This window comes from Streptococcus vestibularis (genome assembly GCF_900636445.1).
GTDB classification, from domain to species: domain Bacteria; phylum Bacillota; class Bacilli; order Lactobacillales; family Streptococcaceae; genus Streptococcus; species Streptococcus vestibularis.
Genome location: NZ_LR134275.1, coordinates 1,112,127 through 1,133,843, shown reverse-complemented (window position 1 = coordinate 1,133,843; position 21,717 = coordinate 1,112,127). Strand labels below are relative to the sequence as shown.

Here is a 21,717-nt window from a genome sequence, read left to right as displayed (position 1 = left end):
CTCAAACTGGTTGGAAAGAAGTCACTGTTAAATATGACAAATGATGGTAAGCAAGTTAAAGGTAGCTTTGCAACAAACGATAATGTCACCTGCTCATATTACCATGGGGATGCCGAAGATAAGTTAGTATCAACTTCCTTCAGGTCAATGGGTATACTTCAATGATCAAGTAATTTGTGGTTGCTTTTTTCGTTAAAAAATTAACAACTTTTTATACATTCAGGCCATTTATCTGGCCGAAAAAGTGGTATAATAACTCTTGCTAAATCTTTATTTTGGAGTACACATGGCTAAGTCAAAAAATACTATTGAAAGTCGGATAGATTACTCGATTCTCTTGCCAGTCCTTATCTTACTGCTGGTTGGTCTGGTCTCGGTTTTTATCGCGACAAATTTTGATTATCCAAAGAATCTCGTGCAAGTCATTTCTCAGCAAGTACTATGGATTTTTCTTGGTTCGGTACTTGCTTTTGTTGTCATGTTATTTAATACAGAGTTTCTTTGGAAGGTAACTCCCTGGCTTTATATTTTTGGCCTGGGACTTATGGTTCTGCCTCTTGTTTTTTATTCACCCGCTTTGGTTGCCTCGACAGGAGCAAAAAACTGGGTCAGTATTGGATCAGTCACCCTTTTTCAACCATCAGAATTTATGAAGATATCCTACATCCTTTTTCTTTCGAGAATAGGTGTTTGGGCTAAACAAGGAAAAGAAGTAACTGAGCTTAAAGATGACTGGCTGCTACTTTTCCAATATGTAGCGGTCACGCTTCCTGTCTTAGGCTTACTGGTTCTTCAAGGTGATATGGGAACGGCCTTAGTCTTCCTCGCTATTTTAGCGGGTATAATAGTGGTTTCGGGAATATCCTGGCGTATCATCTTGCCGGTAGTGCTAGCCTTTGTAGCTAGCGTAGCTCTGTTTATAATGGTGTTTATCACAGATTGGGGAAAGGAAGCCTTGCTCAAGTTAGGGGTTCAGACTTATCAGATTAACCGTATCTCAGCTTGGTTGGACCCTTTCACCTATGCGGATGGCATCGCCTTTCAACAGACACAAGGGATGGTATCGATAGGTACTGGGGGGATATACGGAAAAGGTTTTAATCATCTTGATTTGAATGTACCAGTTCGTGAGAGTGATATGATCTTCACGGTTATTGCAGAAGACTTTGGTTTGGTAGGCGGTGGATTGGTTCTGTTGACCTATCTCTTCCTCATTTATCGCATGTTGCGAGTGACTTTTAAGTCTAACAACCGTTTCTATACCTTTATTTCTACAGGTTTTATTATGATGATTGTCTTCCATATTTTTGAAAATATTGGGGCAGCAGTAGGAATTCTTCCTCTGACAGGTATTCCTTTGCCCTTTATTTCTCAAGGTGGATCTTCACTCATCTCAAACTTGATTGGTGTTGGTCTAGTACTTTCAATGGCCTACCAGACCAACCTCAACGAAGAAAATAAAATTCTTCTAGCTATGTCTCGTCGTATGCGTACATCGGGGACTAGTCAAGTAAAGTCAGTGTCTAAGATCAAAACTAAGAAAAACAAACCTTCGAAGAGTGCAATCAAGGCCTCACAAGAATTGGTTAAGGCTAAAGATAAGGTTGATAAGGTCACTGAGAAAATGCGTCAAACCATTTCTCAAAATACGCCTATTCTTCACCAAGGCAAGCGTCGTAAGGGGTCTAAAAAGAAACCGACACGTAAACACTAATTAGAAGCAAGTTGGGCAATCCAACTTGTTTTTCTTTATAAAAAATTAAGGTCTGTCCCCTTCTCTTTAGGTCTCCCTGTGGTATAATAGAAGGCGACTATTTCGAAAAGGGGGTTGCTATGATAGAGACAGCTAAGCAGCAAGAACGTGCTATTTTAGTAGGTGTTGAATTGCAAGAGACAGAGCATTTTGACATGTCCATGGAGGAACTTGCTAGTCTTGCCAAAACAGCAGGAGCAGAGGTTGTAGCTAGCTATACCCAAAAACGTGAACGCTATGATAGTAAGTCCTTCGTAGGTTCAGGAAAATTAGAAGAAATCAAGGCTATGGTGGACGCGGATGAGATTACTACGGTCATTGTCAATAACCGTTTAACCCCACGTCAAAATACCAATCTTGAAGCAGCATTTGGTGTAAAAGTCATCGATCGTATGCAATTAATTTTGGATATCTTCGCCATGAGGGCTAGGAGTCATGAAGGAAAACTTCAGGTTCACCTAGCTCAGCTCAAATACATGTTGCCTCGTTTAGCTGGTCAGGGGATTATGCTCAGCCGTCAAGCGGGGGGCATTGGTAGCCGTGGACCTGGTGAAAGTCAGCTGGAACTTAATCGTCGTTCGATTCGTAACCAGATTGCTGATATTGAACGCCAGTTAAAGGTTGTTGAGAAGAATCGAGAAACCATTCGCGAAAAACGTGTTGATTCAAGTACCTTTAAAATTGGTTTGATTGGTTATACCAATGCTGGAAAGTCAACGATCATGAACCTTATGACGGATGATAAGCAGTATGAGGCCAATGAACTTTTCGCGACCTTGGATGCAACGACTAAGAAAATTTACTTAAAAGATCAGTTTCGAGTGACCTTGACAGATACGGTTGGTTTTATCCAAGATTTGCCAACAGAATTGGTTGCTGCCTTTAAGTCAACGCTTGAAGAAAGTCGTAATGTGGACCTCCTTTTGCATGTCATTGATGCGAGTGATCCTAATCACGAAGAGCACGAAAAGGTGGTCTTAGACATTCTCAAAGACTTAGATATGACTGATATTCCTCGCCTAGCAATCTACAATAAGATGGATGTAGCTGATAATCTAGTAGCAACAGTCTTTCCTAATGTTCGCCTCTCAGCACGTGACAAGGGAAGTCGTGAGGCCCTCAGAAGACTCTTGATTGATGAAATTCAACAGATTTTTGAACCCTTTAGTATTAAGGTACATCAGGAGCAAGCTTATAAACTTTATCAGTTGAGTCAATTGGCCTTGTTAGATAGCTACACTTTTGAGACAGAAGTGGAAGAAATTACAGGTTATATTTCACCGAAAAATAAATGGAAATTGGAAGAGTTTTATGACTGATTATATGGATTTAGCTTTAAAATATGGTGGTTTTACAAGTCTAGATAAAGTGTATCTGGAAAACACCTTGTCAGACCTTTCAGACCGTCAAAAACTGGCCTTTATTACACCACCACCAAGCGTGATTAATGCTTATTTTGCAGAGATTTACCAGAAACAGTCTCCAGAAGCAGCAACGGATTACTATTTGGAGCTTTCGAAAGAATTGAACCTCTTTAATCCAGTACCATCTTTTGATGAACACAAGCCCTTTATTCGTCTCAATTTGTCAGGAAAATCTTATGGTTTTTGCTATGAAAATGCCGATGAGGTGGCCCTAGTCTTTGCAGAGCATTTAGAGGTTCCAACAGCTAGCATTTTGTTTGAGCTTGCTCAAGTTTTCCCGCAGTATAAGGTTTATTTTGAAGGCACTCAAATTAAGATGGCCAAGGTTGATTTTGACGAAGAAGTGTTGGAGGAGTTGACACCAGAAACTCAGTTACTTAGTCGTGTCACTAAACTGAAGGGGAATGTCATTAAGTTAGCTAGCTTCAATCAAGACGAATTAGTGGAACTTTTATCTCAATATAAAGGGCAAACTGTATTTTATGGCTTTGCTCAGCGTGAATGCCTGGCTTATATTGTCCAGAAATAAGAAAAACGATAGATAGAAAGTATAGAAAGTCATGGAATTACAATTTTTAGGGACGGGCGCCGGACAGCCATCCAAGGCCCGTAACGTGTCGAGTCTGGTTTTGAAGCTACTCGATGAAATCAACGAAGTCTGGATGTTTGACTGTGGGGAAGGAACCCAACGTCAGATTTTAGAAACAACAATCAAACCTCGTAAAGTAAAAAAAATCTTTATTACACATATGCACGGGGACCATATTTTCGGTCTACCTGGTTTCTTGGCTAGTCGTTCTTTCCAATCTAGCGAAGAACAAACTGACCTTGAAGTTTATGGACCAGTTGGTATTAAGCAATACGTCATGACCAGCCTTCGTACCTCGGGGACACGCTTACCTTATCATGTGCATTTTAAGGAAATTGATGAGCACAAGCTAGGCTTGGTTATGGAAGATGACAAGTTCGCTGTTTATGCAGATAAGTTGGATCACACCATTTTTTGTATTGGTTACCGTGTGGTTCAAAAGGATCTCGAAGGAACCTTGGATGCTGAGGCCCTTAAGGTAGCAGGCGTACCATTTGGTCCGCTTTTTGGACAAATTAAGAATGGACAAGATGTAGTTCTTGAAGATGGAACGAAAATCATTGCCAAAGACTTTATTTCCGCACCTAAGAAAGGTAAGGTTATCACTATCTTAGGTGATACTCGTAAGACGAATGCCAGTGTTCGTCTTGGATTGGGTGCAGATGTCTTGGTTCATGAGTCCACTTATGGTAAGGGTGATGAAAAAATTGCTAAGAACCATGGGCATTCAACCAATATGCAAGCAGCACAGGTCGCTAAAGATGCTTCAGCTAAGCGCCTTCTTCTAAATCATGTATCAGCACGATTCTTGGGACGTGATATCGGTAAGATGGCAGCAGATGCTAAAACAATTTTCGAAAACACCCACATCGTTCGTGACTTGGAAGAGGTAGAGATTTAATGGCTAAACAACGTATTATTGCTATTACTGGTGCCTCAGGAGGCCTTGCTCAAGAAATTGTCAAGCAGCTCTCACCTAGTGATGGTATTATCCTCTTAGGACGAGACAAGGACAAACTTGAGAAATGTTATCGCCATGTGGAAAATAAAACTTGTCTTGCTATTGACCTTAGAGACGACAATGCCATTAAAGAAATGGTCGATTATCTCTATCAACGGTTTGGCCGTATTGATGTCTTTATCAATAATGCTGGCTTCGGTGAATTCAAGTCTTATGATAATTACACTAGCCAAGAAGTACGTGATATGTTTGATATCAATACTTTTGCGACGATGACCTTTTCACGTCTGATGGCTGAGAAAATGGTGGAGCAAGGCCATGGTCATATCGTCAATATCGCCAGTATAGCGGGTAAGATTGCGACAGCTAACTCAAGTGTCTATGCAGCGACAAAGTTTGCGGTAATTGGCTTCTCAGATGCCCTTCGTCTAGAGTTGGCTGATAAGGGAGTCTATGTGACAACAGTCAATCCTGGTCCAATTGAGACATCTTTCTTCGATCAAGCTGATCCCTCTGGAGCCTATCTTGAGAGTGTTAAAAAGTTTGTCCTCAGTCCTAAATACGTGGCTAAAAAGATTGTCCGTATTCTGGGAAAAAATAAACGTGAAGTTAATCTACCACGACTCTTATCAGTTGCTCACAAAGGCTACATGCTATTTCCACGAATCTCGGACAAACTAGCTACCAATGTGTTTAACTACAAATAGGAGGATACTAGATGGCCGCAAATATCCAAGCGTATTTAGAGAATCTTAAGCAACCCTGGGGTCAAATCTATTATGATATTCTTTTTGACCAATTACAGGACATCAAGGGGAAGCGAGTTCTTGATTTTGGCAGTGGCTTTGGCCTTGTGGCCAACCACTTGGCTCAAGAAAATCAAGTTCTAGCTGTAGAACCTAATGAAGAAATGGTGACCTTGCGGCCCCAGAATCACCCCTATCAGCAACTAGTCGGGAGTCTGGATCAGTTAGAAAGCTTTGAGGATGCTAGCTTTGATGTCATTCTCTGCCACAATGTCTTAGAGTATGTAGAGAATCGCAAGGCTGTTCTCAAGGCATTCATCTGCCTCTTGAAACCAGGAGGCCTGCTCTCTATCGTCAAGCACAATGAAGTTGGCCGAGTCCTACAGACCGTCGTCTTTGAAAATGATACTCAGAAGGCCCTCGATTTACTAGCAGGCCAAGATCTGAAAACCCACTCCATGGGTTTGGCTCAGGCCTATGATCTTGATAGTAGTAGAAAATTTAGCTCTTGAAATTAAAGACTACCAAGGAATCCGTGTCTTTTATGCCTTGCAGGACAATCGCTTCAAAGGCCAAGAAGGATGGCGAGAGTCTATGCTTAAGATGGAGCTGGCGGTCTGCCAAAAGTCCCCTTATCGGGATATCGCCTTCTTCCAGCATTATAGGTTAAAAAGGAGTTAAGATGTTAAATTATAAAAAAGAGATTCCAGCGATGACAGACCTACTCGCACTGTACAGTTCAGTCGGCTGGACCAATTATACTAACAATCCAACCATGTTGGAAGAAGCTGTCAAAGCCAGTCTATGGCAGTTGGCGGTCTATGATGAGGAAGAGCTCGTAGCCTACATTCGTTTGGTAGGAGATGGGCACTCTGTCATTTTTGTGCAGGACCTCTTGGTGCGACCAGATCATCAGCGCCAAGGGATCGGAAAGAAACTCTTAGAAGAGGCTTTAGGGACTTTCCACAATGTCTATCAACGGCTCCTTGCCACTGATCGTAGCGAGAAAAATTTAGCCTTTTACCAGTCCCTGGGATTTGTCGAACTTTCAGAGCAAACTTGTACAGGGATGATTTATAAATATTGATGTAGAGGATTTCCAATTAGGGAATCTTTTTCTTGTTTTTCCTAATATTACTTGAAAATGATAGTAGAATAGAGTTAGTTAACGTAAAGAGGAGAAGGGAATATCTGAGAAAATACAAGTCAAAAAGGGAGCAATATCCAGACTATTATTTTGTCTAGAAAAGCAGGTCTTGATTGGAAATGTACCATGAGTCGAAGCACCTTCCGATGTTTTCTATTCTAATTTTAGGAAACTTAGGCTTCTATCCACTATGATAAATTTATTCATGTTATAATAGGTAGACTAGATGACAGGGAGAAAATATAAAAACATGATTACATCAACGTATGATTGGAAAATAAACACAAAAGAGCCAGATGCTGGCTTTTTTAAACTTGCTAAAAAACATGGACTGGCAGAAACAGCAGCCAAGATTGCTTATGAACGTGGCATTGGGACAGAAGAGGCACTTGAAGACTTTCTAAAGGCAGATTTATCGCACCTTCATGCCCCTTATCTTCTTCATGATATGGATAAAGCAGTGGCTAGAATTCGTCAGGCTATTGAAAATTATGAGCAAATCTTAGTATATGGAGATTACGATGCGGATGGTATGACGTCAGCCTCGATTGTTAAAGAAGCTCTTGAAATGATGGGCGCTGAGGCTCGAGTTTATTTGCCTAACCGTTTTACAGATGGTTATGGGCCGAACGAAAGTGTCTACAAGTATTTCATTGAGCAAGAAGGCATTTCACTCATTGTTACAGTGGATAATGGGGTTGCGGGAAATGAAGCTATTGCTTATGCGCAAGAGCAAGGTGTGGACGTTATCGTTACAGACCATCACAGTATGCCGGCACAGCTTCCAGATGCCTATGCCATTGTCCATCCAGAGCATCCAGATGCCGATTATCCTTTTAAGTATTTGGCAGGTTGTGGTGTAGCTTTCAAATTGGCAACTGCCCTCCTTGAAACTATTCCTACAGAGATGTTGGATTTGGTAGCCATTGGTACCATTGCTGATATGGTTAGCCTAACGGATGAGAATCGTATTATGGTCAAGGTCGGCCTGGAAATTCTCAAGACTACTGAGCGTATTGGGCTTCAAGAATTGCTTCGCATTTCAGATGTGGACCCAACAACGATTTCCGAAGAAACGGTAGGTTTCAAACTGGCTCCTCAACTCAATGCCTTGGGACGCTTAGATGATCCAAATCCAGCCATTGAACTACTGACCGGATTTGACGATGAGGAAGCTCAAGCCATTGCTCTGGAAATCAATGCTAAAAATGAAGAACGTAAGGAAGTTGTTCAAAAAATATTTGATGAAGCCATGACTATGGTAGACTTGGACAAACCAGTTCAGGTTTTGGCCAAGGAAGGTTGGCATCCTGGCGTTCTAGGTATTGTAGCGGGGCGCATCATGGAGCAAATCAGCCAGACAGTAGTGGTTTTGAATATTGAAGATGGTTTAGCTAAGGGATCAGCCCGTAGTTTGGAATCTATTAATGTCTTCCATGCCCTTGATGATCACCGAGACATCTTTACTGCTTTTGGAGGACATGCTGGGGCGGCTGGGATGACCCTTCCTGAAGAAAATCTTGGTCAACTATCAGAGATCTTGTGTCATTATGTCTACGATAATGACATTGATACGACTGCCAAAAATACGCTTAATTTAGACGAGGAGCTCCAACTCAGTGAGCTTAGCTTGGATACTATTAAGAGCCTTGAAAAATTAGCACCTTTTGGTATGGATAATAAAAAGCCAGTCTTTTGGCTACATGATATTTCCGTTATTCAAGCTAGAACTATGGGGCAAAATGGAGCTCATCTTAAGTTTAAGGTTAAGCAAGGCAAGGATAGTTTTGATGTTGTTGCCTTTAATAAAGGCCACTTGCTTCAAGAATTTCAACAAGCTCAAGGTTTGGAATTGGCAGTGACCTTATCTGTTAATGTTTGGAATGGTCAAACAACGCTACAGCTCATGCTAGAAGATGCGCGCGTGGACGGTGTTCAGTTATTTGATTTTCGCTCAAAAAATATGATATTACCTGAAGGCCTACCAACGGTAGAAGAGGCCTCAAACGAAACAGCAGCAGTTGTCCTCAATACCCTACCGGATTCAGCGACGGAATTAAAAGCGTGGTTTGATGGTAAGGAATTCCAGGCTATTTATTTTAAGAATTGCATTAAGGAAGCCTATTATCTGACGGGCTATGGAACTAGAGAACAATTTGCAAGGCTCTATAAAACCATTTATCAATTTCCAGAATTTGATGTGCGCTATAAACTAGATGACCTCAGTCATTACCTTAAGATTGATAAAATTCTCCTCATCAAGATGATTCAAATCTTTGATGAATTGGACTTTGTCACTATTGATAATGGCGTCATGACAGTTAATAAAGAGGCTGAAAAACGTGAGATTGAGGAAAGCAAGATTTTCCAGGACCTTAAACGTCTTGTCAAGTTCCAAGAACTCATGGCTTTGGGAACACCACAGGAAATTTATGATTGGCTCTACAAACAGGAGCAGTAGTGCCTAACTAAGATAACTGGTTTAGGATCTAGTGGTTAGCATTTTCTAAATCCACGGATTCATGCTATAATAATATGTAAATATTTTTTGGCAAAATGCCTATAGGAAGAACAAATGAAATTAGAAGATTATATTGCATCTATTGAAAACTACCCTAAAGAAGGGGTTACTTTCCGTGATATTAGCCCGTTGATGGCTGATGGAAATGCTTATAGCTATGCTATTCGTGAAATCGTTCAGTATGCGACTGACAAGAAGATTGACATGATTGTTGGTCCCGAAGCACGTGGTTTCATCGTTGGGTGTCCAGTTGCCTTTGAACTTGGTATTGGATTTGCGCCAGTTCGTAAACCTGGTAAATTGCCACGTGAAGTGATTTCAGCCGATTATGAAAAAGAGTATGGTGTCGATACTCTTTGCATGCATGCCGATGCAATCAAACCAGGCCAACGTGTACTTATCGTTGACGATCTCTTGGCGACTGGTGGTACTGTCAAAGCAACAATTGAAATGATTGAACGCCTGGGTGGTGTCGTTGCTGGATGTGCCTTCTTGATTGAGCTTGACGGACTTAATGGTCGTGAAGCAATCGAAGGTTATGACGCTAAAGTATTGATGAACTTCCCAGGATAAATCTATCTATGTTTTACAAAAGGCCTCAGGGCCTTTTTAACTCTTTTAAAAAATAAGTGTGTTCTTATATAGCTTAAAGCTATAGCTAACTAGAGAAAATATATATTTGATAACAATATTTACCCGGTTTATAATATGAAGATAGAATAAACAAGGATGGAGATATTGTTATGCCTATAAAACTTGATAATAAGTTACCAGCTCTTGATGTATTGCGTTCGGAAAATGTCTTCATCATGGATGAGAATAGAGCTAGTAGCCAGGATATTAGACCAATGGAGGTCCTGATCCTTAACCTAATGCCAACTAAAGAAGTGACAGAAACTCAGTTGCTACGTCTTTTAGCGAATACACCACTCCAAATTAACGTAGAGTTTCTGTATATGGCTAGTCATAAATCAAAAAATACCCACGCTGAACATATGGAAACCTTCTATAAGACTTTTGATGAAATCAAGGACAAGTATTACGATGGTCTTATCGTAACGGGGGCTCCTGTTGAACAAATGCCTTTTGAGGAAGTTGATTATTGGCAGGAATTAACACAAGTTTTTGACTGGTCTAAAAAGCATGTTTATTCAACTCTTCACTTGTGTTGGGGAGCTCAAGCAGGTCTCTATTACAAACATGGGGTTGATAAGGTTCCCTTGTCAGAGAAATTATCAGGTATCTATAAGCAAACTGTTGACATGCCAAAAAATTTCCTCATGAATGGCTTTGATGATAGCTTTGTGTCACCGCACTCACGCTATACAGAGGTAACTCTGGAAGATATCAAGAATAAAACAGATTTAGACGTTGTTGTATCAGGTAAAGAGGTAGGTCTGTCCATTCTGGCAAGTAAGAATCTTCGTGAAGTTTATAGTTTTGGTCATTTCGAATATGATTGTGATACTCTGGCCAGAGAATATAGAAGGGATTTGGATGCAGGCATCAATCCAGATATGCCAGCAAACTATTTCCCTGGGGACGATCCAAGTCAGGAACCTAAACTTCGTTGGAACCTTGCGGCATCAGCATTCTTTAGTAATTGGATTAACTACGCGGTATATCAAGAAACACCCTATCGTTTAGAAGAGTTGGAAGACGATTTTTCATTCTACGGTTATTTGTAGTAGGTCTCTCAAAAGACTTATGTTGAAACATAAATTTTTTGAGTTGACCTATCTACTCTGAAAGGTAAATATGAGTTTTTTTGAACAGTATCGAACAGGAAATTTAGTCCTTCCAAATGCCTTATTTTTTCACTTTAAGGATATTTTTCCATCAGCGGATGACTTTTTAGTTTGGCAGTTTCTCTATCTACAAACGACTACTCAGATTGGAGAAGTGGCCTCTAGTCAGATAGCGCAGGCAACTGGAAAGACCCTCACTGAGGTTAATAAAAGTATTACGACATTAACTGAGGCTGGACTCCTTGATTTTACGACTATTAAAGTTAATAATGAAATTGAGATGGTTGTTGATGCTTCACCTGCCCTAGCAGTGTTAGACAAGCTAGTGAGTAGTGAAAAGCCAACGACAGGTCCTGTTGTTGGCCAACCAACAAATACGCAGCTTATTAAACAGCTGACAGATGAGTTGGAACAGGCTTTGGGAATATTGAATCCTATGGTAATCGAAGATTTAAATAAGGAAATTCAGGAAGAACACACTGACCCGGAATTAATCCGTGAAGCTCTGAAAGAGGCAGTATTTAACCGAAAAAACAACTGGAATTATATCAAAGGGGTTCTTCGTAACTGGAAAACAAGTGGTATTACTACTAAAATTCAAGTTGAAGAACGTCGTTTGGAGCATCAAGGAAAGAAACAACATCACCAGATTTCGGATGAGTTCAAAACTGGTATGGATGCGGCCCGTCAATTGTGGGGTGGTCAATAATGTTAGGTAGAAAACGTGTTAATGAAGCTCTAGCTTTAATGGGAAAGATGTTTCCAGATGCACATGGCGAGCTGGAGTGGGAGACTCCCTTTCAACTACTAGTTGCTGTTATTTTATCTGCTCAAACAACAGACAAAGCTGTTAATAAGGTAACACCGGGTTTGTGGGCTCGTTATCCAGAAATTGAAGATTTAGCATCTGCTAATCTTGATGATGTTGAAATGTGCTTAAGAACCATTGGACTATATAAGAATAAGGCAAAGAATATCATCAAAACTGCTAGAGTTGTTTTAATGAATTTCGACGGACAAGTTCCCAAAACTCACAAGGAATTAGAGAGTTTACCTGGTGTTGGACGAAAAACAGCTAACGTCGTATTGGCTGAAGTCTACGGGATTCCGTCTATTGCTGTAGATACACATGTCTCTCGCGTTTCTAAACGTCTGAATATAGCTCCAGAAAATGCTAGTGTAGAGGAAATCGAAGCAGAATTGATGAAGAAAATACCAAAGAAAGATTGGATTATCAGTCATCACCGCATGATTTTCTTTGGACGCTATCATTGTTTAGCCAAGAATCCTAAATGCCAGACTTGTCCTCTTCAAAGTTACTGTAAGTATTATCGAGGAATAACCAAGAAATAAGCTGAAGATGTGATTTTCTTCAGCTTTTACAGTTGTAAGATTTTGTTACAAATTAGTAACTTGACAAAAGTCCCAGGCTTTAAGAAAATAGAAGAAACGATTTAGAAGTAGTAGCGAAATAGTGAATGGCTGAATTCAGTAATGAAGGGTATCTGAGAGCCTTAGCTGATAACGGTGATAGAGAAGCAGCCAAAGAATATGAGCAAGCTTTGGATAATCGTATTTTTTAGTTGCAAATTTCATTGACTCAAACGAGTGATTCGCAGGGTCGTAGGGAAGTGCAAAAACTCTTGGAACAAGAGGAAAAGAAAAAAAGGGACTACTTTCAAGAAAAAGAGGATAAAGCTGTGAGCGAATTTAGACGTCGTAAAACTGAAAGAACTAAGGGAAGGAATGTTTCGAGTTTTAATAAACTCAAAGATCCTAAAATCATTAGATGGGTAATTGGAGTTGTTGCAGTACTTGCAGTGGTTATTCCTGTTGTTACTTTGATGTGGTATAGTAATAACCAAAAAGAGAGTGAAACAAACCCATGGAAAAATGGCCAGTTAGCTAAAAGTAAGGAAGCAGCTGCAGCGTCATCTGATAATCAATCCTCTCAAGTTGATACCTCATCTTTGTCTGATAAACAGTTAGAAGATTGGGTTTTTTCTACCTATGCTAAAGAACAAGGTTCAACTGGAGAAAATTATAAAAATCTAGGTTGGAATGTTTATTCATGGACGGATGATGATGATAACCTAGTTTATGCTCAACTTTATGATACCTATGGTAATGAGGTTCTTCTTTTCCGTGTAGATAAGAAGGGACAACTCGAAGCCTATGGTGGTATTGACGGTTCAAGCGATTCTTGGGACGTCGTTTCAAAAACTTATACAACCGATTAATGAAACTATATAAAACACCTGACAATGGTGGTTGAGACTGTCTTTTGACAGTCTTTTTTGATATAATTTAAGGTAATCGTGTATACAATTAAAAAACTGACTGAGAAGATTTGGGGATGATGGTTCTACAGAACTTTTTTAATGTCTTCAGGTTTTCGAGGATAGGTTAAATAAAGGAGAATTGTCGTGTCAGACTATTTATCGGTCACATCCTTAACCAAATATTTGAAAATGAAATTTGACCGTGACCCTTATTTAGAGAGGGTATATTTGACAGGTCAGGTTTCCAATTTTCGCCGTCGGCCGAGTCATCAGTATTTTTCTTTGAAGGATGAAGGGGCTGTTATCCAAGCTACAATTTGGGCGGGAGTTTTCAAAAAACTTGGTTTTGACCTCGAAGAAGGGATGAAAATCAATGTCGTTGGTCGGGTACAGATTTATGAGCCGAGTGGTTCCTACTCGATTATTATTGAGAAAGCCGAGCCAGATGGTGTGGGTGCCTTGGCTCTCCAATTTGAACAGCTTCGTAAGAAATTAACTGCTGAAGGCTATTTCGACGAGCGTCATAAGCGGGGTCTTCCTAATTTTGTCAAAAAAATCGGGGTTGTCACAAGTCCTAGTGGTGCGGTTATTCGAGATATTATTACGACTGTTAACCGTCGTTTTCCTGGTGTAGAAATCTTACTTTTTCCTACCAAGGTTCAAGGTGAAGGAGCTGCACAGGAAATTGCTGAAAATATTTATAGAGCCAATCAAAGGGGCGATCTGGATCTTTTAATCGTAGGTCGTGGTGGAGGCTCTATCGAAGATCTCTGGGCCTTTAACGAAGAAATTGTGGTGCAATCGATTTTTGAGAGTCGTTTGCCTGTAATTTCTAGTGTTGGTCATGAAACCGATACGACCTTGGCTGACTTTGTTGCAGATCGTAGGGCTGCTACGCCTACAGCAGCGGCAGAACTTGCGACTCCGGTATCAAAGGCCGATACCTTGGTTTGGATTCGTGAGAGACAAAATAGAGCCTATCAAGCCTGTTTGAGACGTATACAGTATAACCAAGAACGTTTAGCCAAATTATCGCAATCGGTTGTCTTTAGGCAACCTGAACGTCTTTATGATAGTTATTTGCAAAAGATTGACCAATTGACAGCCCGACTTGAAGTCTTTATAAAGCAGGATTTTGAACGCAAACAAAAAGAAGTGGCTCTTTTAAGTCAGAGACTGCAAGGTTTGAATCTCTTGACTAGTGTAGAGAATTACCAAGACCGTCGAGAGTCCTTACAGCGTTTGTTAGTTACCACAACTAAGAACACCCTTAACGGCTATCATGTGAGACTAGAGAAAGCGCAAGATACCCTATTATCACTGGATACTAGCCGTATTGTTGCGAGGGGCTATGCTATTGTCAATAAAGACGATAAGCCCCTAACCACTATTAAGGATATTACTGAAGGTGATCAATTAACTATCCAAATGAGGGATGGAGAACTAGAAGTAGAGGTAAAAAATGTCAACTAAAAAAACATTTGAGGAAAATTTACAGGACCTAGAGGCCATCGTTACTAAGCTTGAGACAGGCGATGTTGCTCTTGAAGATGCTATTGCGGAGTTCCAAAAGGGTATGGCCCTATCTAAAGATTTGCAAAAGACCTTAGAAGATGCTGAAAAGACATTGGTTAAGGTTATGCAAGCGGACGGTACAGAAACGGAAATGGATGCCTAATGACCAAGCGTGAAAAAATTGATGCGGCTATCCGTGATTTCTATCAAAAGAAAAACCTTCCAATATCAAGTGATTTAATCACTGCTATTCTTTATTCGGTTGATAGTGGCGGTAAGCGTATTCGTCCACTGATTTTCTTAGATTTACTTGAAGGATTTGGTTTAGAGCTTACTCCTAGTCATTTTGATGTCGCAGCAAGTCTTGAAATGATTCATACTGGAAGTCTTATTCACGACGATTTACCGGCAATGGATAATGATGATTACCGTCGAGGACGTTTAACAAACCATAAAAAATTTGATGAAGCAACGGCAATATTAGCTGGTGATTCTCTCTTTTTGGATCCCTTCGCACTTGTAGCCCAAACAGAACTTTCTGCAGAGATTCGTGTTCAATTGATTCAAGCTTTATCTTATGCGTCAGGGACCTTCGGTATGGTTGGTGGTCAGATGTTGGATATGAAGGGTGAAGGTCAGGAACTTGATTTATCGCAACTGGCTCAAATTCATGAGCATAAGACAGGAAAGCTTTTAACCTTTCCGTTTGTAGCGGCTGGTATTGTTGCTCAAAAAGATCAAGAGGTTTTGGAAAATCTAAAAGAAGCTGGTCGCCTGATTGGTCTTGCCTTTCAAGTACGTGATGATATTTTGGATGTGACTGCTGATTTCGAAGAGCTTGGGAAGACACCTGGGAAAGACGTAGTTGCTGGAAAATCAACTTATCCGGCTCTTCTTGGTTTGGAAAAATCGCATGTCATTCTTGAGGAGTCACTAAATAAGGCTGAGTCTATTTTCAAAGATTTGGCTGAGGACCAAGGTTTCAAGCAAGATAATATTATGAAAATCATAGAAAGGTTAAGACTCCATGCCTAAGGAAAGAGTAGATGTCTTGGCTTATAAACAAGGCCTATTTGAAACGCGAGAACAAGCTAAACGTGGTGTTATGGCTGGTTTAGTTGTTAATGTTATCAATGGTGAGCGTTACGATAAACCTGGTGAAAAAATTGATGATGGAACAGAGTTGAAGCTCAAAGGTGAAAAGCTTAAGTATGTGAGTCGTGGAGGACTCAAACTTGAAAAAGCTTTAGCTGTTTTCAATCTATCAGTTGAAGATATGACAACTATCGATATCGGTGCCTCAACAGGTGGATTTACCGATGTCATGCTTCAAAATGGTGCCAAACTAGTTTATGCAGTAGATGTTGGTACCAATCAGTTAGTTTGGAAATTGCGTCAAGATGATCGAGTGCGTTCTATGGAGCAATATAATTTTCGATATGCTGAACCTGTCGATTTCACAGAGGGATTACCATCATTTGCATCTATTGATGTCAGCTTTATCTCTCTTAATTTGATTCTACCGGCCTTAGCTAAGATATTGGTTGATGGAGGGCAAGTTGTTGCTCTTGTGAAACCTCAATTTGAGGCGGGCCGTGAACAAATTGGAAAAAATGGAATTGTTCGTGAGAGCAGTATCCATGAAAAAGTATTAGAAACCGTAGCAGCTTTTGCAGTTGACTATGGATTTTCAGTTAAAGGACTGGATTTTTCACCTATTCAAGGTGGTCATGGTAACATTGAATTTCTCGCACACTTGGAGAAGACAGGTTCTCCTCGAAATGATGTTCAAACTTCAATCAAAGAAGTTGTAGCACAAGCACATAAGGAGTTTAAGAAGAATGAAGAAGAATGATCGTTTGGAGTTAATCCGAAAGATTGTCCAAGAAAATAAAATTACGACCCAGGGAGAATTGGTAAGATTACTCCAGGCTGAGGGGTTGAAGGCTACTCAGGCTACGGTATCACGTGATATCAATGAAATTGGTATTACCAAAGTGCCAACCGAAGATGGTTCCTACATCTATGGGCTTTCAACTGCGCCTAGACGAGTAGGTGGATCTTCTGTTGCTTGCCGCCGCTTGTTGCGTATTGATCGACAACATGCCTTTATGAATATCTTAGTTCAGCCAGGGACTAGTCGTCTCATCAAAAAGATTCTTTTGGATGAATACAAGCATTTGATTTTTAGCTTGATTGCTGATGATGACACGCTCTTTTTGGTTGCTCAGTCAGAATTAGCAGCTATTGAATTACAGGGACAAATCGTCAAGTGGGTTGAAGAATAGGAGGAAGCATGCTTCTCGAAATTACGATAAAGAATTTCGCAATTATTGAAGAAATTTCTCTTAACTTTGAAAATGGCATGACTGTTCTCACCGGAGAGACTGGGGCAGGGAAATCCATTATCATTGATGCCATGAATCTTATGTTGGGGGCACGGGCATCTAGCGAGGTTGTCCGTCATTCAGCCCCTAAGGCGGAGATTCAGGGATTCTTTTCAATTGAACAAAATCCTGCTTTAGTTAGTCTCTTGGAAGATAATGGGATTCCTGTTGAGGATGAATTAATTATCCGACGTGAAGTCTTCCAAAATGGTCGAAGTGTCAGTCGTATCAACGGTCAAATGGTCAATTTAACGACTCTTAAATCTGTTGGACACTTTTTGGTAGATATCCATGGACAGCATGACCAAGAAGAACTTATGAGACCTGCTCTTCACATTAGCATGTTGGATGCTTTTGGAGATAAGGCATTTTTCCAAACGAAGAAAAAGTATCAAGAGTATTTTGATCGCTACCGTGAGTTAAGAAAAGCTGTTCTTGAAAAACAGAAAAATGAGCAAGAGCATAAGGCTCGAATTGAAATGCTAGCCTTTCAGATTGCAGAAATTGAGGCAGCTTCCTTGAAATCAGGAGAAGATTTTGCTTTACTGAAGGAACGAGACAAACTATTGAATCATAAGCAGATAGCTGATACCCTAACAAATGCCTATGTTATGCTGGATAATGAAGATTTTTCAAGTCTATCAAATGTCCGTTCTGCTATGAATGACCTTCAATCTCTTGAAGAGTATGACTCTGATTATAAAGAACTCTCTAATAATTTATCAGAGGCCTATTATGTCCTTGAGGATGTTACTAAACAGTTGGGAGATCTTGTGGATAATTTAGATTTTGATGCTGGGCGTTTGCAAGAGATTGAACACCGTTTAGATACGATTAATGCCATTACCCGTAAATATGGTGGAACTGTTGATGATGTCTTAGATTATCTCGAAAATTCAAGTAAAGAATACAATCTTCTGACTGGCAATTCCAGCTCTTCGGATGCTATGGAACAAGAGCTTAAGCAACTTGAAAAAGATCTGCTGGCGGCTGCAGAGACCCTACAAACGGCACGCCATCAAATTGCCACAGCCCTTGAAGCTGAGATTAAGGCTGAACTATGTGACCTTTATATGGATAAGGCTGATTTTAAAGTTATCTTTACTAAGGGGAAATTTAACCGTGATGGTAATGAGCAAGTTGAGTTTTATATTTCAACCAATCCAGGTGAAGGTTTTAAACCGCTTGTTAAGGTCGCATCTGGTGGCGAACTGTCTCGACTTATGCTAGCCATTAAGTCAGCCTTTGCTCGAAAAGAAGATAAAACTAGTATTGTCTTTGACGAGGTTGATACTGGAGTATCAGGCCGCGTAGCCCAGGCTATCGCACAGAAGATTCATAAGATTGGAAGTCATGGTCAGGTATTGGCTATCAGTCACCTTCCTCAAGTAATCGCTATTGCAGATTATCAATTCTTTATTTCTAAAGAAAGTGATAACGAGACAACTGTATCTCGTGTTCGTCTCTTGACATCTGAAGAAAGAGTTGAGGAAATCGCCAAGATGCTTGCAGGTGACAATGTGACTGATGCTGCCTTGAGTCAAGCTAGAGCTTTATTAAAAGTGGATGAACCTGTTTAGGAAAATAGCTGGGAAAACCTCTCTAGTCATGCTATAATAGAATAAAAATTTGTGTTAAGCGAGAGAAATATGAGTAAAATCAGAATTGTAACCGATTCGTCAATTACGATTGAACCGGAATTGGTTGAAAAGTACAATATCACTGTCGTTCCATTGTCAGTTATGGTGGATGGTGTCATCTATTCAGATAGTGACCTTCGTGAAGAAGGTCGTTTCCTGGAAATGATGAAGCATAGTAAAGAGTTACCAAAGACAAGCCAACCACCAGTGGGGTTGTTTGCTGAGACATATGAAAAATTGGTTAAAGATGGTGCAGAGCAAATTGTGGCCATCCATCTTATGCATACTCTTTCTGGGACATGTGAGGCTTCGCGTCAAGGAGCTAACCTTTCAGGAGCTGATGTAACAGTTATAGACTCAGGTTTTACAGATCAGTGTCTCAAATTTCAAGTAGTTGAGGCTGCTAAACTCGCGCAAGAAGGGGCTAGTCTTGAAGACATTGTGGCACATGTAGAAGAAGTGAAAAGTAAATCTGAACTTCATATTGGTGTCTCTACCCTTGAGAATCTTGTCAAAGGTGGCCGTATTGGACGTGTTACAGGCCTCTTATCATCATTGCTCAATATCCGTGTTATTATGGAATTGAAGGACTATCAGTTAAATACTATTGCTAAAGGTCGTGGTGCAAAAACTTTCATGAAATGGTTGGATTCTTACATTGATGCTATCAAGGATCGCAAGGTTGCTGAGATAGGTATTTCTTATGCAGGAAAACGGGATTTGGCGAATGAACTTGCTTCGAAACTTGAGGTATTGGGTGCTCCAATTTCAATTCTTGAAACAGGGTCAATCATTCAAACACACACTGGTGAAGACGCCTTTGCCGTAATGGTTCGCTATGAATAAATTGAAAGAATCAGAATTACTTAGAAGTCTAGTAGGCTTCTTATTGCTTTTTCTATTATTTGTAGGGCTTTTCATTTTTATTGTACCAAGCAATCATCGGTCATCAAAGATTACTGACAAGATAAGGTTTGTAAAAAAAGAAAAGGTAACTTATGTGGCCATTGGAGACTCACTTACCCAAGGTGTGGGTGACAGCAGTAAACAAGGAGGCTTCGTTCCTGTTTTATCCCAGGCCTTAGAGTCAGATTTTAATTGGCAAGTGACTTCTCGCAACTATGGTATCGCAGGAAACACCAGCAATCAAATCCTCAAGAGGATGCAGGAAAAGAAGGATATCAAAAGGGAGCTCAAAAAGGCAAAAATGATGACTTTGACTGTTGGTGGAAATGATGTGATTCATGTCATTAAGGATAATATCACCAATCTTAATGTGAATACCTTTAGCAAACCTGCTGTGGAGTATCAAAAGAGATTGCGACATATTATTGAGCTAGCTCGTAAGGATAATAAAACTTTACCGATTTATATTGTTGGTATTTACAATCCGTTTTATCTTAATTTTCCAGAGATGACAGAAATGCAAACCATTGTTGATAATTGGAACCAGTCTACCGAAGACGTGTGTAAGGAGTACGACAATGTCTACTTTGTTCCAGTTAACGATCTGCTCTATAAGGGAATTGATGGTAAGGGAGGAGTGACGAGCTCTGATGAAACATCACAGTCTGCCAAATCATCCCAAGGTAGTTTAAACGATGCTCTATTCGAGGATGATCATTTTCACCCCAACAACACAGGTTATCAAATTATGTCAGATGCGATTTTAAAACGTATAAACCAAACAAAGAAGGAGTGGTCAGGTGAGTAAGGTATGGAAATGGTTGTTTTTGGGACTTTTAGCCTTAAATTTAGCCCTAATTAGTGTCGTGACAGTTAGAATAATGACACCAGTCGAAACGAGCTCAGTATCCTTACCTAAAGGAGCTACTAAAATTGGAAAGTATAGTATGAGTAAAGAGGAGCTTGATGCGGCGCTTACAGGGTTTGCACAAGATTATTCTACTGACAAAATGCGTTTCAAGGTCAATGTTACCAATTCCAAAATTGTTTTTGAGAGTAGTTATAAGGTCTTAGGTCACGCAGTACCCCTCTATGTTTACTTTACACCTCTTGTAAGTGAGTCGGGTGCTGTCGTTCTTCAAGTGTCTGAGCTCTCGGCAGGAACCTTGAAGCTCCCTGTTTCAGATGCTCTTAAGATGATTAAACGTTCAACAAAACTTCCTGATTATATTGTAATTGACAGTAAGAAGGGAAAGGTTACCCTAAATATTCAGTCTATGAAGAATGATAAGGGAATAACAGCACGTGCTCAGAGTTTCGATTTAGTTAACGACCGTATCGAATTTGACATCTATAAGACAATAAATTAAAAAGGCTTTATTTTTTACAAAAAAGCGATGAAATTAGCGTTTATTACTTGACCTCATAAGGCTTTTAGGATAAGATAATATTTGTCGAAGCGCTAAAAATATCATTCGCTTAGAAATAAATTGGAGGATTGTTACAATGGCTAACAAACAAGATTTGATCGCTAAAGTTGCAGAAGCAACTGAGCTTACTAAAAAAGATTCAGCAGCAGCTGTAGATGCGGTTTTCGCTTCTATCGAAGAATTCCTTGCTGCAGGTGAAAAAGTACAATTGATTGGTTTCGGTAACTTTGAAGTGCGTGAACGTGCTGCTCGTCAAGGTCGTAACCCACAAACTGGTGAAACTATCTCAATCGCAGCTTCTAAAGTTCCTGCATTTAAAGCTGGTAAAGCTCTTAAAGACGCAGTTAAATAATGTTAAAACCCCTAAGCTTTTAGGGGTTTTGATTTATTGAAAAAATATAAGGAAAACTATGAAAACCATAACAGTGGTATTGATCTTTCTTTTGGTTTTTACTGTTATTAAGTTATCAGCTATTGCTGCTATTAGCAAACTGATGAAACCAAGTGAAAAACAAATCGAAGAAGCTCGTCAGAAACGTCTTCAAGCTGAAAAAGAGGGAAAGGATCCTTTTGAAGACTGGGACGAACGTGACGATGATGGTCTTGTCTAATAGGAGAATCCTCATCAATAAAAAAGTTTGGAAGACCTTCCAAACTTTTTTTATAGA

Annotated in this window: 23 protein-coding genes and 1 pseudogene; all 24 read left to right on the top strand. The window is 40.0% G+C overall.

The window, feature by feature from the left end:
* Window positions 1–286 precede the first annotated feature (286 nt).
* Window positions 287–1,714, top strand: coding sequence for an FtsW/RodA/SpoVE family cell cycle protein (locus tag EL076_RS05805; protein ID WP_003092627.1), 1,428 nt, complete (start codon window positions 287–289; stop codon window positions 1,712–1,714).
* 119 nt (window positions 1,715–1,833) lie between these two features.
* Complete coding sequence (gene hflX / locus EL076_RS05800) at window positions 1,834–3,072, top strand: GTPase HflX (protein ID WP_003092955.1); 1,239 nt, start codon at window positions 1,834–1,836, stop codon at window positions 3,070–3,072.
* The gene (locus tag EL076_RS05795) at window positions 3,065–3,706 is read left to right on the top strand and encodes a hypothetical protein (RefSeq protein WP_003092719.1); all 642 of its coding nucleotides are present in this window, start codon (window positions 3,065–3,067) and stop codon (window positions 3,704–3,706) included. The genes hflX and EL076_RS05795 overlap by 8 nt, the downstream gene beginning before the upstream one ends.
* A 31-nt stretch (window positions 3,707–3,737) precedes the next feature.
* Entirely contained in the window at window positions 3,738–4,667 is a 930-nt protein-coding gene (gene rnz / locus EL076_RS05790) for a ribonuclease Z (protein WP_003092575.1), read from the top strand.
* The gene (locus tag EL076_RS05785; protein WP_126429634.1) at window positions 4,667–5,434 is read left to right on the top strand and encodes an SDR family NAD(P)-dependent oxidoreductase; all 768 of its coding nucleotides are present in this window, start codon (window positions 4,667–4,669) and stop codon (window positions 5,432–5,434) included. Before rnz ends, EL076_RS05785 begins: the two co-directional genes overlap by 1 nt.
* 11 nt (window positions 5,435–5,445) lie before the next feature.
* Window positions 5,446–6,154: pseudogene (locus EL076_RS05780) on the top strand (class I SAM-dependent methyltransferase).
* Window position 6,155: 1 nt separating this feature from the next.
* Window positions 6,156–6,560: a GNAT family N-acetyltransferase gene (locus EL076_RS05775; RefSeq protein WP_126429632.1), complete on the top strand. Its 405-nt coding sequence runs from the start codon at window positions 6,156–6,158 to the stop codon at window positions 6,558–6,560.
* Window positions 6,561–6,870: 310 nt separating this feature from the next.
* Window positions 6,871–9,081: a single-stranded-DNA-specific exonuclease RecJ gene (gene recJ / locus EL076_RS05770; protein WP_126429630.1), complete on the top strand. Its 2,211-nt coding sequence runs from the start codon at window positions 6,871–6,873 to the stop codon at window positions 9,079–9,081.
* 114 nt (window positions 9,082–9,195) lie between these two features.
* Complete coding sequence (locus tag EL076_RS05765) at window positions 9,196–9,714, top strand: adenine phosphoribosyltransferase (RefSeq protein ID WP_048788237.1); 519 nt, start codon at window positions 9,196–9,198, stop codon at window positions 9,712–9,714.
* Between the two features lie 170 nt (window positions 9,715–9,884).
* Complete coding sequence (gene metA / locus EL076_RS05760; protein ID WP_003093071.1) at window positions 9,885–10,829, top strand: homoserine O-acetyltransferase MetA; 945 nt, start codon at window positions 9,885–9,887, stop codon at window positions 10,827–10,829.
* A gap of 70 nt (window positions 10,830–10,899) precedes the next feature.
* Entirely contained in the window at window positions 10,900–11,598 is a 699-nt protein-coding gene (locus EL076_RS05755; RefSeq protein ID WP_126429628.1) for a DnaD domain-containing protein, read from the top strand.
* A complete protein-coding gene (gene nth / locus EL076_RS05750) occupies window positions 11,598–12,242 on the top strand; it encodes an endonuclease III (protein ID WP_126429626.1) in 645 nt (214 codons plus the stop codon). The genes EL076_RS05755 and nth overlap by 1 nt, the downstream gene beginning before the upstream one ends.
* Before the next feature lie 347 nt (window positions 12,243–12,589).
* Entirely contained in the window at window positions 12,590–13,129 is a 540-nt protein-coding gene (locus tag EL076_RS10300) for a hypothetical protein (RefSeq protein ID WP_227278701.1), read from the top strand.
* A 186-nt stretch (window positions 13,130–13,315) separates the two neighbouring features.
* A complete protein-coding gene (gene xseA / locus EL076_RS05740; protein WP_126429624.1) occupies window positions 13,316–14,644 on the top strand; it encodes an exodeoxyribonuclease VII large subunit in 1,329 nt (442 codons plus the stop codon).
* Entirely contained in the window at window positions 14,634–14,849 is a 216-nt protein-coding gene (locus EL076_RS05735; protein WP_002884058.1) for an exodeoxyribonuclease VII small subunit, read from the top strand. Before xseA ends, EL076_RS05735 begins: the two co-directional genes overlap by 11 nt.
* Window positions 14,849–15,721 carry a polyprenyl synthetase family protein gene (locus EL076_RS05730; RefSeq protein ID WP_126429622.1) on the top strand — a complete coding sequence of 291 codons (873 nt, stop codon included), beginning with the start codon at window positions 14,849–14,851 and terminating at the stop codon, window positions 15,719–15,721. The genes EL076_RS05735 and EL076_RS05730 overlap by 1 nt, the downstream gene beginning before the upstream one ends.
* On the top strand, window positions 15,714–16,541 hold the full coding sequence (locus tag EL076_RS05725; protein ID WP_126429620.1) for a TlyA family RNA methyltransferase: 828 nt from the start codon (window positions 15,714–15,716) through the stop codon (window positions 16,539–16,541). Before EL076_RS05730 ends, EL076_RS05725 begins: the two co-directional genes overlap by 8 nt.
* Window positions 16,528–16,974: an arginine repressor gene (locus EL076_RS05720; protein WP_003093096.1), complete on the top strand. Its 447-nt coding sequence runs from the start codon at window positions 16,528–16,530 to the stop codon at window positions 16,972–16,974. Before EL076_RS05725 ends, EL076_RS05720 begins: the two co-directional genes overlap by 14 nt.
* Window positions 16,975–16,982: 8 nt before the next feature.
* Window positions 16,983–18,653: a DNA repair protein RecN gene (gene recN / locus EL076_RS05715; protein ID WP_003092712.1), complete on the top strand. Its 1,671-nt coding sequence runs from the start codon at window positions 16,983–16,985 to the stop codon at window positions 18,651–18,653.
* 69 nt (window positions 18,654–18,722) lie between these two features.
* Window positions 18,723–19,559: a DegV family protein gene (locus tag EL076_RS05710; RefSeq protein WP_126429618.1), complete on the top strand. Its 837-nt coding sequence runs from the start codon at window positions 18,723–18,725 to the stop codon at window positions 19,557–19,559.
* Window positions 19,552–20,427, top strand: coding sequence for an SGNH/GDSL hydrolase family protein (locus EL076_RS05705; protein WP_126429616.1), 876 nt, complete (start codon window positions 19,552–19,554; stop codon window positions 20,425–20,427). The genes EL076_RS05710 and EL076_RS05705 overlap by 8 nt, the downstream gene beginning before the upstream one ends.
* Window positions 20,420–20,989: a YpmS family protein gene (locus tag EL076_RS05700; protein WP_126429614.1), complete on the top strand. Its 570-nt coding sequence runs from the start codon at window positions 20,420–20,422 to the stop codon at window positions 20,987–20,989. The genes EL076_RS05705 and EL076_RS05700 overlap by 8 nt, the downstream gene beginning before the upstream one ends.
* A 136-nt stretch (window positions 20,990–21,125) precedes the next feature.
* On the top strand, window positions 21,126–21,401 hold the full coding sequence (locus tag EL076_RS05695; RefSeq protein WP_002950996.1) for an HU family DNA-binding protein: 276 nt from the start codon (window positions 21,126–21,128) through the stop codon (window positions 21,399–21,401).
* 58 nt (window positions 21,402–21,459) lie between these two features.
* On the top strand, window positions 21,460–21,660 hold the full coding sequence (locus EL076_RS05690) for a hypothetical protein (RefSeq protein WP_003092672.1): 201 nt from the start codon (window positions 21,460–21,462) through the stop codon (window positions 21,658–21,660).
* The last annotated feature ends 57 nt before the right edge of the window (window positions 21,661–21,717 follow it).

What these genes read in the sequence shown, in the direction of transcription:
- EL076_RS05805 (WP_003092627.1), top strand. Translation starts at nt 287, where the DNA reads ATGGCTAAGTCAAAAAATACTATTGAAAGTCGGATAGATTACTCGATT.
- hflX (WP_003092955.1), top strand. Translation starts at nt 1,834, where the DNA reads ATGATAGAGACAGCTAAGCAGCAAGAACGTGCTATTTTAGTAGGTGTT.
- EL076_RS05795 (WP_003092719.1), top strand. Translation starts at nt 3,065, where the DNA reads ATGACTGATTATATGGATTTAGCTTTAAAATATGGTGGTTTTACAAGT.
- rnz (WP_003092575.1), top strand. Translation starts at nt 3,738, where the DNA reads ATGGAATTACAATTTTTAGGGACGGGCGCCGGACAGCCATCCAAGGCC.
- EL076_RS05785 (WP_126429634.1), top strand. Translation starts at nt 4,667, where the DNA reads ATGGCTAAACAACGTATTATTGCTATTACTGGTGCCTCAGGAGGCCTT.
- EL076_RS05775 (WP_126429632.1), top strand. Translation starts at nt 6,156, where the DNA reads ATGTTAAATTATAAAAAAGAGATTCCAGCGATGACAGACCTACTCGCA.
- recJ (WP_126429630.1), top strand. Translation starts at nt 6,871, where the DNA reads ATGATTACATCAACGTATGATTGGAAAATAAACACAAAAGAGCCAGAT.
- EL076_RS05765 (WP_048788237.1), top strand. Translation starts at nt 9,196, where the DNA reads ATGAAATTAGAAGATTATATTGCATCTATTGAAAACTACCCTAAAGAA.
- metA (WP_003093071.1), top strand. Translation starts at nt 9,885, where the DNA reads ATGCCTATAAAACTTGATAATAAGTTACCAGCTCTTGATGTATTGCGT.
- EL076_RS05755 (WP_126429628.1), top strand. Translation starts at nt 10,900, where the DNA reads ATGAGTTTTTTTGAACAGTATCGAACAGGAAATTTAGTCCTTCCAAAT.
- nth (WP_126429626.1), top strand. Translation starts at nt 11,598, where the DNA reads ATGTTAGGTAGAAAACGTGTTAATGAAGCTCTAGCTTTAATGGGAAAG.
- EL076_RS05735 (WP_002884058.1), top strand. Translation starts at nt 14,634, where the DNA reads ATGTCAACTAAAAAAACATTTGAGGAAAATTTACAGGACCTAGAGGCC.
- EL076_RS05730 (WP_126429622.1), top strand. Translation starts at nt 14,849, where the DNA reads ATGACCAAGCGTGAAAAAATTGATGCGGCTATCCGTGATTTCTATCAA.
- EL076_RS05725 (WP_126429620.1), top strand. Translation starts at nt 15,714, where the DNA reads ATGCCTAAGGAAAGAGTAGATGTCTTGGCTTATAAACAAGGCCTATTT.
- EL076_RS05720 (WP_003093096.1), top strand. Translation starts at nt 16,528, where the DNA reads ATGAAGAAGAATGATCGTTTGGAGTTAATCCGAAAGATTGTCCAAGAA.
- recN (WP_003092712.1), top strand. Translation starts at nt 16,983, where the DNA reads ATGCTTCTCGAAATTACGATAAAGAATTTCGCAATTATTGAAGAAATT.
- EL076_RS05710 (WP_126429618.1), top strand. Translation starts at nt 18,723, where the DNA reads ATGAGTAAAATCAGAATTGTAACCGATTCGTCAATTACGATTGAACCG.
- EL076_RS05705 (WP_126429616.1), top strand. Translation starts at nt 19,552, where the DNA reads ATGAATAAATTGAAAGAATCAGAATTACTTAGAAGTCTAGTAGGCTTC.
- EL076_RS05695 (WP_002950996.1), top strand. Translation starts at nt 21,126, where the DNA reads ATGGCTAACAAACAAGATTTGATCGCTAAAGTTGCAGAAGCAACTGAG.
- EL076_RS05690 (WP_003092672.1), top strand. Translation starts at nt 21,460, where the DNA reads ATGAAAACCATAACAGTGGTATTGATCTTTCTTTTGGTTTTTACTGTT.